General features: G+C 71.8%; 15 protein-coding genes. 5 read left to right on the top strand and 10 right to left on the bottom strand.

Translation table 11 applies throughout. From position 1 onward, the window contains the following. The 7 genes from J7E97_RS17055 to J7E97_RS17025 all read right to left on the bottom strand — a co-directional run. Positions 1–1,545, bottom strand: a 1,545-nt coding sequence (locus J7E97_RS17055; protein WP_215027954.1) for an NADH-quinone oxidoreductase subunit G, incomplete at its 3' end; no start/stop codon positions are given. After that, positions 1,542–2,906, bottom strand: a complete 1,365-nt coding sequence (gene nuoF, locus J7E97_RS17050) for an NADH-quinone oxidoreductase subunit NuoF (protein WP_215027952.1) — start codon at positions 2,904–2,906, stop codon at positions 1,542–1,544. The genes nuoF and J7E97_RS17055, both read right to left, overlap by 4 nt. Then, positions 2,906–3,655, bottom strand: coding sequence for an NADH-quinone oxidoreductase subunit NuoE (nuoE, locus tag J7E97_RS17045; RefSeq protein WP_215027950.1), 750 nt, complete (start codon positions 3,653–3,655; stop codon positions 2,906–2,908). The genes nuoF and nuoE overlap by 1 nt, the downstream gene beginning before the upstream one ends. After that, positions 3,652–4,992 (bottom strand): NADH-quinone oxidoreductase subunit D, encoded by a 1,341-nt coding sequence (locus J7E97_RS17040; RefSeq protein ID WP_215027948.1) that lies wholly within the window; start codon positions 4,990–4,992, stop codon positions 3,652–3,654. Before J7E97_RS17040 ends, nuoE begins: the two co-directional genes overlap by 4 nt. After that, positions 4,992–5,738, bottom strand: a complete 747-nt coding sequence (locus tag J7E97_RS17035; protein WP_215027946.1) for an NADH-quinone oxidoreductase subunit C — start codon at positions 5,736–5,738, stop codon at positions 4,992–4,994. The genes J7E97_RS17040 and J7E97_RS17035 overlap by 1 nt, the downstream gene beginning before the upstream one ends. Then, entirely contained in the window at positions 5,735–6,289 is a 555-nt protein-coding gene (locus J7E97_RS17030; RefSeq protein WP_123079911.1) for an NADH-quinone oxidoreductase subunit B family protein, read from the bottom strand. The genes J7E97_RS17035 and J7E97_RS17030 overlap by 4 nt, the downstream gene beginning before the upstream one ends. 14 nt (positions 6,290–6,303) lie before the next feature. Next, positions 6,304–6,663, bottom strand: coding sequence for an NADH-quinone oxidoreductase subunit A (locus tag J7E97_RS17025; RefSeq protein WP_008738438.1), 360 nt, complete (start codon positions 6,661–6,663; stop codon positions 6,304–6,306). Positions 6,664–7,625: 962 nt separating this feature from the next. On the opposite strand from J7E97_RS17025, the gene J7E97_RS17020 reads away from it, so the two are divergent. Further along, on the top strand, positions 7,626–8,489 hold the full coding sequence (locus J7E97_RS17020) for a C40 family peptidase (protein WP_215027944.1): 864 nt from the start codon (positions 7,626–7,628) through the stop codon (positions 8,487–8,489). 298 nt (positions 8,490–8,787) lie between these two features. Here the strand turns inward: J7E97_RS17020 and J7E97_RS17015 are convergent, their stop codons facing one another. Next, positions 8,788–9,201, bottom strand: a complete 414-nt coding sequence (locus tag J7E97_RS17015; protein WP_215027942.1) for a hypothetical protein — start codon at positions 9,199–9,201, stop codon at positions 8,788–8,790. A gap of 453 nt (positions 9,202–9,654) precedes the next feature. On the opposite strand from J7E97_RS17015, the gene J7E97_RS17010 reads away from it, so the two are divergent. Continuing rightward, entirely contained in the window at positions 9,655–9,996 is a 342-nt protein-coding gene (locus J7E97_RS17010) for a hypothetical protein (RefSeq protein WP_215027940.1), read from the top strand. A 140-nt stretch (positions 9,997–10,136) separates the two neighbouring features. Here the strand turns inward: J7E97_RS17010 and J7E97_RS17005 are convergent, their stop codons facing one another. After that, positions 10,137–11,126 (bottom strand): hypothetical protein, encoded by a 990-nt coding sequence (locus J7E97_RS17005; protein ID WP_215027938.1) that lies wholly within the window; start codon positions 11,124–11,126, stop codon positions 10,137–10,139. A gap of 116 nt (positions 11,127–11,242) precedes the next feature. Then, a complete protein-coding gene (locus J7E97_RS17000) occupies positions 11,243–11,647 on the bottom strand; it encodes a peptidase inhibitor family I36 protein (protein ID WP_215027936.1) in 405 nt (134 codons plus the stop codon). Between the two features lie 255 nt (positions 11,648–11,902). On the opposite strand from J7E97_RS17000, the gene J7E97_RS16995 reads away from it, so the two are divergent. The 3 genes from J7E97_RS16995 (at position 11,903) to J7E97_RS16985 (ending at position 16,364) form a co-directional block, all read left to right on the top strand. Beyond that, positions 11,903–12,358, top strand: a complete 456-nt coding sequence (locus tag J7E97_RS16995; RefSeq protein ID WP_215027934.1) for a hypothetical protein — start codon at positions 11,903–11,905, stop codon at positions 12,356–12,358. A gap of 563 nt (positions 12,359–12,921) precedes the next feature. Continuing rightward, positions 12,922–15,303 carry a peptidoglycan-binding domain-containing protein gene (locus J7E97_RS16990; RefSeq protein ID WP_215027933.1) on the top strand — a complete coding sequence of 794 codons (2,382 nt, stop codon included), beginning with the start codon at positions 12,922–12,924 and terminating at the stop codon, positions 15,301–15,303. A 395-nt stretch (positions 15,304–15,698) separates the two neighbouring features. Beyond that, complete coding sequence (locus J7E97_RS16985) at positions 15,699–16,364, top strand: ABC transporter ATP-binding protein (protein WP_308346548.1); 666 nt, start codon at positions 15,699–15,701, stop codon at positions 16,362–16,364. The last annotated feature ends 126 nt before the right edge of the window (positions 16,365–16,490 follow it).

The following is a 16,490-nucleotide window of genomic DNA, read 5'->3' as shown; positions in this document are numbered from 1 at the left end:
GGCGCCGGTCGCGGCGGCGGCCCGTACGGCGGCGGTCAGCGCGCCGGGGACGCCCGCGAGGCGCTCTCCGACGACGATGACCGCGCCGGGCAGCCGCAGCGCCTCGGCGGCCGCCTGGCCGCCGTCCTCCAGGCCGGTGCGGGACGCCAGCGCGTTCAGCCACTCGGGCTCGGTGCCGGGGGCGGCGGCCAGCAGGGTGCCGCCCGCCTTCTCCAGGCCGCGCGTGGCGAACGGGGCGAGGGCGAAGGTCCGCTGCTTGTGCTTGCGGTGGGCCTTGCGCAGCCGCAGGAAGACGCCGGGGGCCTCCTCCTCGGCCTCGATGCCGACGAGGAGCACGGCCGGGGCCGCCTCCAGCGAGGTGTTGGTGACCGCCCTGTCACCGCCGCCGAGGTCCTTGCCGATGCCCGCGACGGAGGCGGCCAGGAACTCGGCCTCCTCCGCGCTGTGCACCCGGGCCCGGAAGTCGATGTCGTTGGTGTCGAGCACGACCCGCGCGAACTTGGCGTACGCGTACGCGTCCTCGACGGTGAGGCGGCCGCCGGTCAGCACCCCGGCCCGGCCGCGGGCGGCGGCCAGTCCGTTCGCGGCGGCTTCCAGCGCCTCGGGCCAGCTCGCCGGGGCGAGGACCCCGTCGCTGCCGCGCACCAGCGGGGTGGTGAGCCGGTCGGGGCGCTGCGCGTAGCGGAAGCCGAAGCGGCCCTTGTCGCAGATCCACTCCTCGTTGACCTCGGGGTCCTCCGCGGCCATGCGGCGCAGCACCTTGCCGCGGCGGTGGTCGGTCCGGGTCGCGCAGCCGCCCGCGCAGTGCTCGCACACGCTCGGGGAGGAGACGAGGTCGAAGGGTCGGGAGCGGAACCGGTAGGCCGCCGAGGTGAGGGCGCCGACCGGGCAGATCTGGATGGTGTTGCCCGAGAAGTACGACTCGAAGGGGTCGCCCTCGCCGGTGCCGACCTGCTGGAGCGCGCCGCGTTCCAGCAGCTCGATCATCGGGTCTCCGGCGATCTCGTTGGAGAAGCGGGTGCAGCGCGCGCACAGCACGCAGCGTTCGCGGTCGAGCAGCACCTGGGTCGAGATGGGGACGGGCTTCTCGTACGTCCGCTTGTGCCCGTCGAAACGGGATTCGGCGTTGCCGTGCGACATCGCCTGGTTCTGCAGCGGGCACTCGCCGCCCTTGTCGCAGACCGGGCAGTCCAGCGGATGGTTGATGAGCAGCAGCTCCATCACCCCTCGCTGGGCCTTGTCGGCGACCGGGGAGGTCAGCTGCGTCTTGACGACCATGCCGTCGGTGCAGGTGATGGTGCAGGAGGCCATCGGCTTGCGCTGGCCCTCGACCTCGACGATGCACTGCCGGCAGGCGCCGACCGGGGAGAGGAGGGGGTGGTCGCAGAACCGGGGGATCTCGATGCCGAGCTGCTCGGCGGCCCGGATGACCAGGGTGCCCTTGGGCACGGACAGCTCGACGCCGTCGATGGTCAGGGACACCGTGTCGGCCGGCGGCACCGCGGCCTCGCCGCCACCGGCGGGGGCGTTCGTGGTGACGGTCATGCGTTCACCTCGGAGTTCTTCATCGGACCGTCAGCCCAGAGGGTCGACTTCTTGGGGTCGAAGGGGCAGCCCTTGCCCGTGATGTGCTGCTCGTACTCCTCGCGGAAGTACTTGAGCGAGGAGAAGATCGGGCTGGCGGCTCCGTCACCAAGCGCGCAGAACGACTTGCCGTTGATGTTGTCGGCGATGTCGTTCAGCTTGTCGAGGTCGGACATGACGCCCTTGCCGGCCTCGATGTCGCGCAGCAGCTGGACCAGCCAGTACGTCCCTTCGCGGCAGGGCGTGCACTTGCCGCAGGACTCGTGGGCGTAGAACTCGGTCCAGCGGGTCACCGCCCGCACCACGCAGGTCGTCTCGTCGAAGCACTGCAGGGCTTTGGTGCCGAGCATGGATCCGGCCGCGCCGACGCCCTCGTAGTCCAGGGGGACGTCCAGGTGCTCGTCCGTGAACATGGGGGTGGAGGAGCCGCCGGGGGTCCAGAACTTCAGCCGGTGGCCGGGGCGGATGCCGCCGCTCATGTCGAGCAGCTGGCGCAGCGTGATGCCGAGCGGGGCCTCGTACTGGCCGGGGCCCACGACGTGGCCCGACAGCGAATACAGCGTGAAGCCGGGGGACTTCTCGGTCCCCATCGACTTGAACCAGTCCTTGCCCTTGTTCAGGATCGCGGGAACCGAGGCGATGGACTCCACGTTGTTGACGACAGTGGGGCACGCGTAGAGCCCCTCCACGGCGGGGAAGGGGGGACGCAGCCGGGGCTGGCCGCGCCGGCCTTCGAGGGAGTCGAGGAGGGCCGTCTCCTCGCCGCAGATGTACGCGCCCGCTCCCGCGTGCACGGTGATGTCGAGCTTCAGCCCGCTCCCGAGGATGTTCTCCCCGAGGTAGCCGGCCTCGTACGCCTCGCGCACCGCCTCGTGCAGCCGCCGCAGTACCGGCACGACCTCGCCGCGCAGGTAGATGAAGGCGTGCTCCGAGCGGATGGCGTAACAGGCGATGATCATTCCCTCGATGAGGGAATGCGGATTGGCGAAGAGGAGGGGGATGTCCTTGCAGGTTCCCGGCTCCGACTCGTCCGCGTTCACGACGAGGTAGTGCGGCTTTCCGTCGCCCTGCGGGATGAACTGCCACTTCATTCCGGTGGGGAAGCCCGCGCCGCCGCGCCCGCGCAGACCGGAGTCCTTCACGTAGGCGATGAGGTCGTCCGGGGTCATCGCGAGTGCCTTGCGCAGGCCCTCGTAGCCCTCGTGGCGCCGGTAGGTCTCCAGCGTCCACGACTGCGGCTCGTCCCAGAACGCCGACAGCACGGGTGCCAGCAGCTTCTCCGGGCTGGTGCCGTTCTCGTGCGTCTCAGCGGTCACCGTCATCACTCCCCCTCCTCGGTGGCGGTCTCGGCACGCTGGTGCACGACCTTGCCGAGCTGCGGTGACTCTCCGCGCGCGATGCGCAGGCCGATCAGCGAGGCGTGGCCGGCGCCGCCGCTCGCCTCCACGGCGCCCGCGCGCTCGTCCGGGAAGCCCGCCAGGATCCGCGCGGTCTCCTTGTACGTGCACAGCGGCGCGCCCCGGGTCGGCTCGACCGGGCGGCCGGCCAGCAGGTCGTCCACCATGGCCTTGGCGGACTCGGGGGTCTGGTTGTCGAAGAACTCCCAGTTGACCATCACCACGGGGGCGTAGTCGCAGGCCGCGTTGCACTCGATGTGTTCGAGCGTGACCTTGCCGTCCGGGGTGGTCTCGTTGTTGCCGACCCCGAGGTGCTCCTTGAGCTCCTCGAAGATGGCGTCGCCGCCCATGACCGCGCACAGGGTGTTCGTGCAGACGCCGACCTGGTAGTCGCCCGAGGCCTTGCGCCGGTACATCGTGTAGAAGGTGGCCACCGCGGTGACCTCGGCGGTCGTCAGGCCCAGCACCTCGGCGCAGAACCGGATGCCGGTCCGCGAGACGAAGCCCTCCTCCGACTGGATGAGGTGGAGCAGCGGCAGCAGCGCGGAGCGGCTGTCGGGGTAGCGGGCGATGACCTCGGCGGCGTCGGCCGCGAGCCTCGCGCGTACCTCGGCCGGGTAGTCGGGGGCCGGCAGCTGGGGCATGCCCAGGCTGGTCGACTGGCTGGCGCTCATCGGTCGACGCCTCCCATCACGGGGTCGATGGAGGCGACGGCGACGATGACGTCGGCGACCTGGCCGCCCTCGCACATCGCGGCCATGGCCTGCAGGTTGGTGAAGGACGGGTCGCGGAAGTGGACCCGGTAGGGGCGGGTGCCGCCGTCGGAGACCACGTGGACGCCGAGTTCGCCCTTGGGGGACTCGACCGCCGCGTACGCCTGCCCGGCCGGCACCCGGAAGCCCTCGGTCACCAGCTTGAAGTGGTGGATGAGGGCCTCCATGGAGGTGCCCATGATGTTCTTGATGTGGTCGAGCGAGTTGCCGAGGCCGTCCGGGCCCATCGCGAGCTGCGCGGGCCAGGCGATCTTCTTGTCGGCGACCATCACCGGGCCCGGTTCGAGGCGGTCCAGGCACTGCTCGACGATCCGCAGGGACTGGCGCATCTCCTCCAGGCGGATCAGGAACCGCCCGTAGGAGTCGCAGGACTCGGTGGTCGGCACGTCGAACTCGTAGTTCTCGTAGCCGCAGTACGGGTCGGACTTGCGCAGGTCGTGCGGAAGGCCGGCGGAGCGCAGGATCGGGCCGGTGGCGCCGAGCGCCATGCAGCCGGTGAGGTCGAGGTAGCCGACGTCCTGCATGCGGGCCTTGAAGATGGGGTTTCCGGTGGCGAGCTTGTCGTACTCCGGCAGGTTCTTCTTCAGGGTCTTCACGAGCTCGCGGAGCTGGTCGACCGCGCCCGGGGGCAGGTCCTGGGCGAGGCCGCCGGGGCGGATGAACGCGTGGTTCATGCGCAGTCCGGTGATCAGCTCGAAGACGTCGAGGATCAGCTCGCGGTCGCGGAACCCGTAGATCATGATCGTGGTCGCCCCCAGCTCCATGCCGCCGGTGGCGATGCACACCAGGTGGGAGGAGAGCCGGTTGAGCTCCATCAGCAGGACGCGGAGGACGGTGGCGCGGTCCGGGATCTGATCGGTGATGCCGAGCAGCTTCTCGACGCCCAGGCAGTACGCGGCCTCGTTGAAGAACGGGGTCAGGTAGTCCATGCGCGTGACGAAGGTGGTGCCCTGCGTCCAGTTCCGGTATTCGAGGTTCTTCTCGATGCCGGTGTGGAGGTAGCCGATGCCGCAGCGGGCCTCGGTGACCGTCTCACCGTCGATCTCCAGGATCAGCCGGAGCACTCCGTGGGTGGACGGGTGCTGGGGACCCATGTTGACGACGATGCGCTCGTCGTCCGCGCGGGCCGCGGACTGGACGATCTCGTCCCAGTCGCCGCCGGTGACGGTGTAAACGGTGCCTTCGGTCGTCTCGCGCGCGGCGGCCGGGTCGGCGGAGGCGTGGTTCGAAGTGGACATCAGCTGTACGACCTCCGCTGGTCGGGAGCCGGGATCTGGGCGCCCTTGTACTCGACGGCGATGCCGCCGAGCGGGTAGTCCTTGCGCTGCGGGAAGCCCTGCCAGTCGTCCGGCATCATGATCCGGGTGAGGGCCGGGTGCCCGTCGAAGACCAGGCCGAAGAAGTCGTACGTCTCGCGCTCGTGCCAGTCGTTGGTCGGGTAGACCGAGACGAGCGAGGGGACGTGCGGGTCGCTGTCCGGGACGGACACCTCCAGCCGCAGGATCCGGCCGTGGGTGAGCGAGCGCAGGTGGTAGACGGCGTGCAGCTCGCGGCCCTTGTCCGCCGGGAAGTGCACCCCGCTGACGCCGGTGCAGAGCTCGAAGCGCAGGGCCGGGTCGTCGCGCAGGGTCTTCGCCACGAGGGCCAGGTGTTCGCGGGCGATGTGGAGGGTGAGCTCGGCCCGGTCGACGACGACCTTCTCGATGGCGTTCTCGGGGACCAGGTCCTGCTCCTCCAGCGCCCCTTCGAGCTCGTCGACGACCTCGTCGAAGTACGAGCCGTAGGGGCGGGCGCTCTCGCCGGGCAGGGCCACGGTCCGCACGAGGCCGCCGTAGCCGCTGGTGTCGCCGGCGCCGGCGGCGCCGAACATGCCCTTGCGGACGCCGATCACCTCGGGTCCGGCGGAGCCGCGGGGGGCGGGCACGTTGTTGCCGTTGCCGTTGCCGGTCGGGGGGCCGTTCTGCACGGCCGGGTCGTCGCTCACCGCAGGAGCCCCTTCATCTCAATGGTGGGGAGGGCCTTGAGGGCCGCCTCCTCCGCCTCTCGGGCCGCCTCTTCCCGGTTCACGCCGAGCTTGGATCCCTGGATCTTCTGGTGAAGCTTGAGGATCGCGTCGAGCAGCATCTCGGGGCGGGGCGGGCAGCCGGGCAGATAGATGTCCACGGGCACGATGTGGTCGACGCCCTGGACGATCGCGTAGTTATTGAACATTCCGCCTGAAGAGGCACAAACACCCATAGAGATGACCCACTTGGGAGCGGGCATCTGGTCGTACACCTGCCGCAGCACCGGCGCCATCTTCTGGCTGACCCGGCCCGCCACGATCATCAGGTCGGCCTGGCGCGGGGATCCGCGGAAGACCTCCATGCCGAAGCGGGCCAAGTCGTACCGGCCCGCTCCGGTGGTCATCATCTCGATGGCGCAGCAGGCCAGGCCGAAGGTCGCGGGGAAGACGGATGACTTGCGCACCCAGCCCGCGGCCTGTTCGACGGTGGTCAGCAGAAAGCCGCTCGGCAGCTTCTCTTCCAGTCCCATGGAAATTCAGCCCCTCAGTCCCATTCCAGGCCGCCGCGGCGCCACACGTAGGCGTAGGCGACGAAGACGGTGAGCACGAAGAGGAGCATCTCGACGAGCCCGAAGATCCCCAGCGAGTCGAAGGTGACCGCCCAGGGGTAGAGGAAGACAACCTCGATGTCGAAGACGATGAAGAGCATCGCCGTCAGGTAGTACTTGATGGGGAAGCGCCCGCCGCCGGCCGGCACGGGAGTGGGCTCGATGCCGCACTCGTACGCTTCAAGTTTTGCCCGGTTGTACCGTTTTGGACCGATCAGCGTGGCCATGACCACGGAGAAGATCGCAAACCCTGCGCCGAGGGCGCCGAGCACGAGGATGGGCGCGTACGCATTCACGCTCCTCGCTCCTTCCAGTCGTCCTTGACCGTTGGACCGCTGCGCCGGCACCGAGTGCACCGCCTCGCGAAGATCACGCCGTGATCGAGCGCTTGCATGTGAGGCAGTTCACAAGCCGGACTCGTGCGCATCCTATGCCTGCCCGTCTGTGATCTGCGACACGGGTTGCAACAACGACTTTGTGATCTCCACCACCCGACGAACGATCATGAAGTCCGATGAGCGGTGATCTTCATACACGAAGCATCCACATGATCACCAAAGGTGACATCCGCCCCTGTAGCCGCAGGTGGAAGGCCTGTCGCTCTATCAAATCGTGGCCACTGCACGCAAATTGGCCTGGCGGTGCGCGCGATGATAAAGGGACCGGCGTCCCCCGGTCGGGGGAGCCCTCGCGTACGGGGGTGGACGCGTGCGCGCGTTCACGAAGTGGGGCGGCGGGTCCGGAGGGGAAACGAACGGCGGGTCCGGATGTGAGGCGGACGGCGGGTCCGGATGTGAGGCGGACGGAAGTCTGGGCAGGAGGTCCCGTGGGAGCGGCCGGCGACTGCCCGGCGGCGCGGCGCCGGACCGGCGGCGGGGCGACACCGATCGGCGGCGGCACGGCCCCGGGCCCGCCTCCAGCCCGCCCCGGGCCGGCCCCGGGCAGACGGTGAGTTCACGAACAGGTCACGGACGGGCCGCGGCGTCCGCATGTCGTGACGTCCCTGTGACCTGCGCCACTCTCCATTCGCGGTCGCGAAAGAGGGCTTGGCCATCTGCCCGGAGGGATGGTAGGCCGAGGATCATTTCGGACTTATTACGGAAACCCCATGATCACAGCCCTGTGACGGGCTGTCCGTTTGGCCCCTTACGGCGTCAATAAGTCCTCCGACGCGCCCGGTTAGCGGCCTTCGCGCACAACTGTGGCGCAGACCACGTTTCTTGAAGGGAACCGCAACGCCCTGATAGCGGTTGTACCCATGTCCCTCACCGCTCACATACCCAGCCACCGGAAGCCCCGCCGCAGCGCCTCGAAGCTCGCGGTCCGCGCCGGAGTTGCCGGTGGCGTCCTCAGCACCCTGGCGATGGCCGGCACGGCGAGTGCCACGCCCTCCACCGAGCCCGTGCACGAGACCACCCTCGAGATGCCGGTCCTGAACATGGACCTGGCCGCCGAGGTGTCTTCGTCCGTCACCAAGGCCGCCGAGAACACCCGGGCCGCCGCCGTCGACGGCGAGCTCAACGCCCTGGAGGAGAGCGCCCGCACCGGCGCCGCCGCCGAGGCCAAGAAGGCCAAGGAAGACGCCCAGCAGAAGGCCGACGCCGAGCAGAAGGCGAAGGAAGAGGCCGACCGCAAGGCCGAGTCCGAGCGCGCCGCCCGCAGCTCCGCCCGCGCTTCGCTGTCGACCAAGTCCGTCTCCGCGTCTGCCTCGGCGTCCTCGGGCGGCTCCTCCTCGCAGGGCTCCGGCACCGTCTCCGCCCCGGCGACCGGCTCCGCCGCCGCGATCGTTAACTTCGCCCGCGCGCAGGTCGGCAAGGCCTACGTCATGGGTGGCACCGGCCCGTCCTCGTTCGACTGCTCGGGCCTGGTCCAGGCCGCGTACCGCCAGGCCGGCATCTCCCTGCCGCGCATGTCGCAGGCGCAGTCCTCGGCCGGTACCTCGGTCTCCCTGAACGCCCTTCAGCCCGGCGACATCCTGTACTGGGGCTCCAAGGGCAGCGCGTACCACGTGGCCGTCTACGTCGGCGGCGGCAAGTTCGTCGGCGCGCAGAACTCCGGCACCGGCATCGTCGAGCGCTCCATGAGCTACGACAAGCCGACGGGCGCGGTCCGCGTCCTCTGAGCATCCGCCGCTTCACGCGCGGAAGGCCGGTACTCCCCCGCTCGGGGGTGGAGTACCGGCCTTCCGGCCGTCCTGGGGCGTACTGGGCGTTACGCGGGTGCGTCGTGGGGCTCCTGAGGCCGACTGGGACCGACTGGAGGGACTGGGGCGGGCTGGGGCGGGCTGGGGGCCCCTGAGCCCTTCCGGGGCCGCCTGGGCTCTCTGGGGTCTTTGGGGCCTCTGGGGTCTCTGCGGCTACCCGGGTCCCGCCGGAGGTGTTCTGGGCGGCCCGGGCCTTTCCGCGGGTCCGGGCTCCGCTCTAGTCGGAGCGGAACGTCGCCGAGCTGATCTTGTTCTTGAAGTTGATGCTGGCGTTGCCCACGTAGCCCGAGGGGATCGACCCGACGAGGCCGCCGAGGTTGATGTCGGTGGCCACCCTCCAGGTGTAGGTGTCCCGGTTGCGGTAGGACGCGGTGTCGTCGTCCACCAGCCCGGCGATGCCGGCGCAGTCGTACGGGCCCGTGAAGTAGTCGTTGGTGAAGTTCCAGTCCGACCCGTACAGGTCGAAAACACAACCCCCGGAGTTCGAGTTGTAGTAAAGGCCGAACTCGGAGTTCTCCAGATAGCCGTTCCGCTCCGTGGCGGCCGACGGACCGGCCGCCGCCACCAGAACGGCCCCCACCGAAACTGCGGCGACGCAGCCGGTGGTGAGTTTTCGAATGACTTTGTTCATCAGGTACGCCTCTGTCTTCGGATCTTCAGGAAATTCCGTCCAGCCCGGGATTCAACCTGCCGGACCGGTCCCGGGCAAGCATCTTCTCGGCTGCACTCGGACACAACCGGCCTGGCTCATACCGGCCTTGTCGACCCCTTCGGCACACGCCTACGATCGCCCGGCGGCGGCCCGGCCCGCCGCCGCGCCCTCCAGCTTCCACTCCTTCCGCCCGCACCCGGCCATACCCGGCCACACCCCCGGACGCGCTCGTTCCATTTCACCGACCGCAAGGGAAACGACGTGCGCGTACGCGATTTCGCCCCGTTAGTCCTCCTGTGCATCGCACTGACCGGATGCGCGGACAGGGGAATTCGGCAGCCGGACACCGGGACAATGCCCGAAGCCGCCCCGGTGACAGCGCCCGGAGCGTCCCCCGGCCCCACGGTGAATCCCTCGGCCGTGGCGGCCGAAATGCCCTTCTACCGATGCATGGAGGAGCACGGGCTGACCCTCGCCTACCGGGACAGCGGAATCCCCCGGGTAGTGGAGGAGAACGGTCCGCGGTTCGCCGCCGCGCAGGAGGCCTGCCTGCCGCTGCGCCCGTCGCGTTCCCCCGTACAGGCCGCTGCGCGCGACCTCACCGCCGCGCGGGCGGCGTCCGAGTGCATGCGGGCGGAGGGCATCGGCTGGTATCCGGACCCGGATCCGGTCACGGGCGAGGTCGACCAGGCGGCCGGGGGCACCCCCGAGCAGTGGTCGGCGCTGAAGAAGGACCACATGGACGCGATGGTGAAGTGCATGCCGAGGCCTTGAGCGGGGGGTGGGGCCCGGGTGGGGCCGGGGGCAGGGGCGGGACGGTCCGTGGCGGGACGGTCCACAGGTGGGATCGTCCGCGGCGGGACGGTCCCACAGGTGGGATCGTCCGCAGGTGGTCCCGGAGCGGGCGGAGCGGCTCAGGCGAGGTTGGCCGCCAGCTTGAAGCGGGCCTCCCGCTGCTTCTTGTACAGCGCCAGCGTCTGCGCGTGCTCCTCCACCAGCCTCTCCTGGTAAGCCTTCTCGACCGCCGCCCAGATGCCCACGAGGTTCACCTCGCGCTTGCAGGCGACGTCCGCCTTGGCCACCGCTATCGCCTTGGCGCCGCCCGGCTCGCTGTCCAGGCCCAGCTTCTCGGTGACGTCGTACGGCGACTTGACCTCGCCGTAGCCCGATTTCGCCATGCACGCCGACCACTTCGCCAGCACCTCGACGACCCGGGAGTCCCGCTTGGACCGGTCGTGCGCCTCCGAGGCCAGCCCGAAGGTGAAGAGCAGGTCGACGCTGTCCTTGGTCGGGGCGTACAGCTTGCGGTACCCCTCGCGCGCGCAGCCGCCGGACGGCACCTTCTGCCCGCCCGCCGTCAGGCCGCTGTCCAGCTGCGCGGCCTCCTCCTCCGTCCGGGCGTCGGCGGGCGGCTGGTTGTTCCGGGCGCCGCGCTGCTCGCCGTTCAGGACCGCGTAGGCGCTGTCGCTCACTTCCGGGGCGGGGGGTTTGACCGGGGTGCCGCCGCCCGCCGTCTGGTCGTAGCCGTGCGCGGCCGCGTACGCCGGGTCGGCCAGGCCGAAGAGGTAGCGGTGCCGGTCCTCGGGCGCCGCGCCGGCGGCCGCCTGCCGGGATTTCGGCCCCTCGTACGTGAACCCGTACCGGGCCATGCACTGGGAGACCAGCCTGCCTTGCACCTGGGCCATCCGGCCCGCCTCGGCGTCGGTGTCCGTGTACGCGTCCATGGGCAGCGAGATCGCGGACGTGGCCGGGCTCGCCCCGACCGGCCCGAGCTCGGGCTCGCCCTTCCCGTCCGCGCCCCCGCCGCCGCCCCCGCCGCCCTGCCCGCAACCCGCCAGCAGCGCGGCCGCCAGCAGGACGGCCGCGGGAGCGGTGGCGGGCCGGGGACGGCGGGGGGAACGCATCGGGGGGCTCCTTCTCGGGGCGGCGGCGCGGTGGTTCGGGGGGCGGTGGTGAGGACCGGGGACGGATGCGGAGATGGATACGGAGACGGAGACGGAGACGGACCGACCGTCAGGGATCAGAGGATAAAGGTGGCCGAGCTGATCTCGTTCTTGAAGGTGGAGGAGGCGTCTCCCCAGTAACCGGCCGGGAGCGTGCCGACATTTCCGCCGAGGTTCTTGTCGGTGCCGACTTTCCACCGGTAGGCGTCCCGGTTCCAGTAGGACTCGGTGTTGTCGTTCACGGACGCCCCGGCGCCGTCACAACCGCTGCGGAAAGTGTCGTCACCGAAGTTCCGGTCCTCGCCGGCCAGATCGAAGACGCAACCCACGTTTCCCGTCCGGTAGAAAAGTCCGAACTCGTGGTTTTCGAGGTTTCCGTCCCTCGCCCAAGCGGCCGCCGGCCCGGCCGCCCCCATGAGGAGGGTGCCCGCCGAGACGGCCGCGGCCCCACCGACCGCCAGCTTGCGAAGTGTCTTGTTCATCGCGTATTCCTCGCTCTCCGAGTGAAATGCGGGTACTGGGACAGGACGTGCCGGGGGATGACACCCGGCCGGGATTCAACAGTCCACGGCCGAGGGCGAGCAAGCAGTTTTGAGCCTGACGATCCCTCAGGTTGTTTGGCCAGGAGAGGACTTGCAGACTTCGGGGGCCGGGCCTTTACTGTCACGCGGCGCGCCTCGGGCCGTCCCTCGTACGGACGCGCCCGTTCCATTTCTACCGCCCAAGGAATCACCGCCGTGCGCGCACGCCATTTCGTCCCACTGCTCCTGCTCGGCATTCCCTTGGTCGGCTGCGGGAGTGGCGGCAAAGAGCCCGGGGCCGAGGACAGTCCGCCGCCCACGGCGGCGCGAGCCGCCTCCTTCGACTGCCTGAAGCAGCACGGCCAGGCCGTCGTCCTCAGGGACTCCGGAATGCCGGCCGTGGACAAGTCCGAGCCGTGGAACGAGGAAGCGCACGCGGCGTGCGCGTCGAAGCTCCCGCCGCCACCGCCGTCGCCCGAGCCGACCCGCCCCGCTCAGCTCGCCGCCCTACGCAAGGAATCCGCGTGCCTGCGAGCCGATGGCGTCACCTGGCACCCCGACCCGGACCCGGTGAAGGCCCAGATCGACGACCGTGCGGCGACAACCACCCAGTGGACCGACCTAAAAACGAAGCACACCCCGTCCCTCCAGAAATGCCGGACCCCCCGTTGACCGGGGCCGGGGCCGGGGCTGGGGGCGGGGCTACGGCTGCGGCCGGGACCCTGTCCGAGGCCGTCGCCGTGCCCGGGACCGAGACTGCCGTCGGGACCGAGACGGCGGCCGGGGCTGATGCTGTGGGCGGGACCGGGGCCATACCCGGGGCCAAGGCCAAGGCCGGGACCCTGTCCGAGGCCGTCGCCGGGGGCAGGGCCGTGCCCGGAGCCGGGGCCATGCCCGAGGCGGAGGTCGGGGCCGAGGCCGGCACTGAGGCTGGAGCCGTGTCCGCGGCTGAGGCCGGGACCGAGACTGCGGCCGGGAGCGAGGCCATACCAGGGGCCAAGGCCGGGGTCGTGTCCGAGGCTGAGGCCGGGGCCGAGGCTGAGGCTGGAGCCGAGGCTGAGGCTGGAGCCGAGGCTGAGGCCGGGCCCGAGGCTGAGGCTGGAGCCGTGTCCGCCGCTGAGGCCGGGACCGAGACTGCGGCCGGGAGCGAGGCCATACCAGGGGCCAAGGCCGGGGTCGTGTCCGAGGCTGAGGCTGGGGTCGTGGCTGGGGCCGCCCAGCCCGGAGGCGGAGCCATGCCCGGGGGCCTGGGCGGCGGTTTGGGGTGGGGCGAGCGCGAGCGCCGGAGGGGCGGTGGGGGCGCGCGCGGGCGGCGGGTCGTGCTGGGGGTGGTCGGCGGGGCCGCGTTGATGGCGGTCGGCGGGTTGCTCACCACCACGCTGGTGCGGTCCCCCGCCCAGGTGGCGGCGGACACCCGGCCGCCCGTGCAGGGCGCGTTGACCGCCGAGGTCGAGCGGCGGGTGCTCGCCGAGACCGTGGTGATGCGCGGGACCGTGGTCGCGGACCAGAGCGTCGCCGTGTCCCCGCAGGGGATCCGGACCGGCGGGGGCGACGGCGCGGGGACGGCGGGTGCGGCCGTGGTGACCAAACTGCCGCTGAAGGCCGGGGATCCGGTCCGGGCGGGCCAGTTGCTCGCCGAGGTGTCCGGTCGGCCGGTGTTCGCCCTGCACGGCGGCTTGCCGATGTACCGGGACCTCAAGCCCGGCGCCACCGGCGACGACGTCGCGCAGCTCCAGCAGGCGCTGCGCGAACTCGGTCACGGCACGGGGGCGGACGCCAAAGGCGTCTTCGGGGCCGGTACGAAGTCCGCGCTCGCGGCGCGCTACCACTCCCTCGGGTACGCCCCGCTCCCCGCCGTGGCCGACGGCGGTACGTCGCTCAAGGCGGCTCGGGAGGCGGTGCGCTCGGCCCAGTGGGCCGTGGAGGACGCGGAGGCCGCCGTCGCCGCGGGGGCGGGTGCGGGCGGGAGCCCGGGCCCGGGTGGCTCCGGCGGCTCCGGCGGCACGGGGAGTTCCGGGAGCGCCGGGGGCTCGGCGAGCTCCGGAGCCACGGCCGGTGCAGGTGACTCCGCGGGCTCGGGAACCAGCGGCTCCACGGGCTCGGGAGCCAAGCCGGACGCGGGCAAGACCGCCGGGGTTTCCGGGGTTTCCGGGGTTTCCGGGGTTTCCGAGATCTCGGGGGTCTCCGAGATCTCCGGGGTCCTCGGCGTCTCCTGGGCCTCCGGGATCCTCGTGAACTCCGGGGTCAGGGTGGGCGTGGGCGCGTATGCCCCGGACCGGGGAACGCGAGTGGCCGCGTACGCCCCGAGCCGGGGAACGCAGGTGGGTATGTCCGCGCCCGGCCGGGGGGCTCAAATGGGTATGTCCACGTCCGGCCGGGGAGCCCGGGTGAGCGCGTACGCGTCCGGCCGGGGAGCCCCGGTGAGTGCGTACGCGTCCGGCCGGGGAGCCCCGGTGAGTGCGTACGCGCCAGGCGGGCTAGGGCAGATGTGCGTGTGCCCCGCAGACCGGGGATGGCAGAGGAGTGTGTACGCCCTAGGTGAGGGAGCACATTCGGGTGCATACGCCCCAAGCTGGCGAGCGCAGGTGGGCTCGGAGGCCCCAGGCGGGCGTCCCCGGGCGGGCGCATACGCCCCCGGCCGGGGAGCCCAGATAGGCGCGTACGCCCCGAGCGGGCCAGCCCAGGCCGGCGCATACGGCCCAGGCGGGCGAGCACGGATGGGCGCGTACGCCCGGGGAGCGCAGGTGTTCCTCGGCGTCCGATTCGCCGGGGTCAAGGCGGAGCCGGGGGCCGCTTCCGGGGGTGCCGGTGGCTCCGCGGACGCCGGGGCTCGGCGGACTCTCGACCGGGCACGGCAGTCGCTCGCCGAGGCGCGGGCCGCGCTCGCGGTGGCCGAGGCCGCCGACGGGCCGATGCTGCCCGCCGCCGAGACCGTGTTCCTCTGGGGGTTCCCCGCCCGTGTCAGCGCGGTGTCCGCGCGGATCGGCGGCCCCGTGTCCGGGCCGGTGCTGACGCTGTCCGCCGGGGAACTCGTTGTGGAGGCCTACCTCAAGGACGACAGGAAGCAGTTGCTGCGCGCCGGAATGACGGTGGTGATCTCCTCGGAGCTCGCGGGCAGCGACGCCCGGGGCAAGGTCGCGGCCGTGGCCACCGAACGGTCCGGCGCCCAGCCCTCCGGGCCCGCCCCGGGGCAGCCCCCGGGCCAGGGTCAGGGCCAGGGCTCCAGCGGTGGAACCGGCGGAGGCGGCGGAGGCAGCGGAGGCAGCGGAGGCAGCGGCAGCGGCAGCGGCAGCGGAGGCGATCTCGGGTACCGGATGGTCGTCCGCCCGGACCAGCCGCTGCCCGCCTCCTTCGCCGGGCAGGACGTCCGGCTCACCATCGAGTCGGCCGCCACCGACGGCGAGGCGCTCGTCGTCCCGGTCACCGCGGTCTCCGCGGGCGCGGACGGCCGTACCGTCGTCACGGCCGTGGCCGTAGGCGGCGCGCAGCGGCGCATCGAGGTCCGCACCGGCACCAGCGGCGACGGCTTCGTGGCCGTCACCCCGCTGGAGCCCGGCTCCCTCGCCCCCGGAACCAGGGTGGTCACCGGCGTCGCCCCGAAGGAAACCCCCGAATGAGGCTCCGCTTCCGCCGCCCCGAGCTCCGCGACCACCTCACCAAAAGGACGGCCGGAGCCACGACCGTGCCGGAGTCCGGAGGCCTCGGCCCGCCCGAAGCCCCGCCGGAGGACACCGGGCCCGACCCCGAGACCGGACACCTCAGCCCACCCGAAACCCCGGCCGGGCACGCCGGACCCGACCCCGAATCCGGACACCTCGGCCCGCCCCAAGCCCCGCCGAAGGACGCCGGGCCCGGCCCCGAATCCGGACACCTCGGCCTGCCCCAAGCCCCGCCGGGGGACGCTGGGCCCGGCTCGGGCGGGGGTGTGGCCTTGTTGTCGCCGCCGCGCGCGAGCGGGTCGGCGAGGCGTACGGACGCCGGCCGCACGGGCGAGCCGGATCCGGGCGCAGGTGTGCCCGTGATCGAGTTTCGGGGAGTCGGGCTCGTTTATCCCGGGCCGCCGCCCGTCGAGGCGTTGCGGGGGTGTGAGTTGGTGGTGCGGCGCGGGGAGTTCGTGACCGTCGTGGGGCCTTCCGGGTCCGGGAAGTCCACCTTCCTCAACGTCGCCGGGCTGCTCGACTCGCCCACCGCCGGCCGCTACCTACTCGACGGCATCGACACCGCCGGGCTGCCCGACCGCGAGCGCACCGCCCTGCGCGGGCGCCGGATCGGCTTCGTCTTCCAGTCCTTCCACCTGCTGCCCCACCGCTCGGCCCTGGAGAACGTCACCCTCGCGATGCTCTACACCGAAGTGCCGCGCGCCCAGCGCCTCGTACGGGCCCGCGAGGCCCTCGACGAGGTCGGGCTCGGCCACCGGGCCGACGCCGTGCCCGGGCGGCTCTCCGGCGGCGAACGCCAGCGCGTCGCCATCGCCCGCGCGCTGGTCGGGCGTCCCTCGCTGCTGCTCTGCGACGAGCCGACCGGCAATCTCGACTCCGCCAGCGCCGCCTCCGTACTCGCGCTGCTCCACGTGCTGCACGGCGCGGGCATGACCGTGCTCGTGATCACGCACGATCCCGAGGTGGCCCGACGCGGGCAGCGCACCGTGACGATCCGCGACGGGCGGCTCGATCCGTGAGCGCCCTCACCAGCCCCGGCCCCAGCCCCAGCCCCGATCCCCACGGACCGCAGCCCAATGGCCCCCATCCCCACGGCCCGCACCCCAACGGCCCGCACCCCGACGGCTCGCATCCCAACGGCCCGC

The sequence above is a fragment of the Streptomyces sp. ISL-66 genome, from assembly GCF_018614135.1.
Lineage (GTDB): Bacteria > Actinomycetota > Actinomycetes > Streptomycetales > Streptomycetaceae > Streptomyces.
The sequence above is the reverse complement of the archived record's forward strand: the minus strand, read 5'-3'. Positions and strand labels throughout refer to the sequence as shown.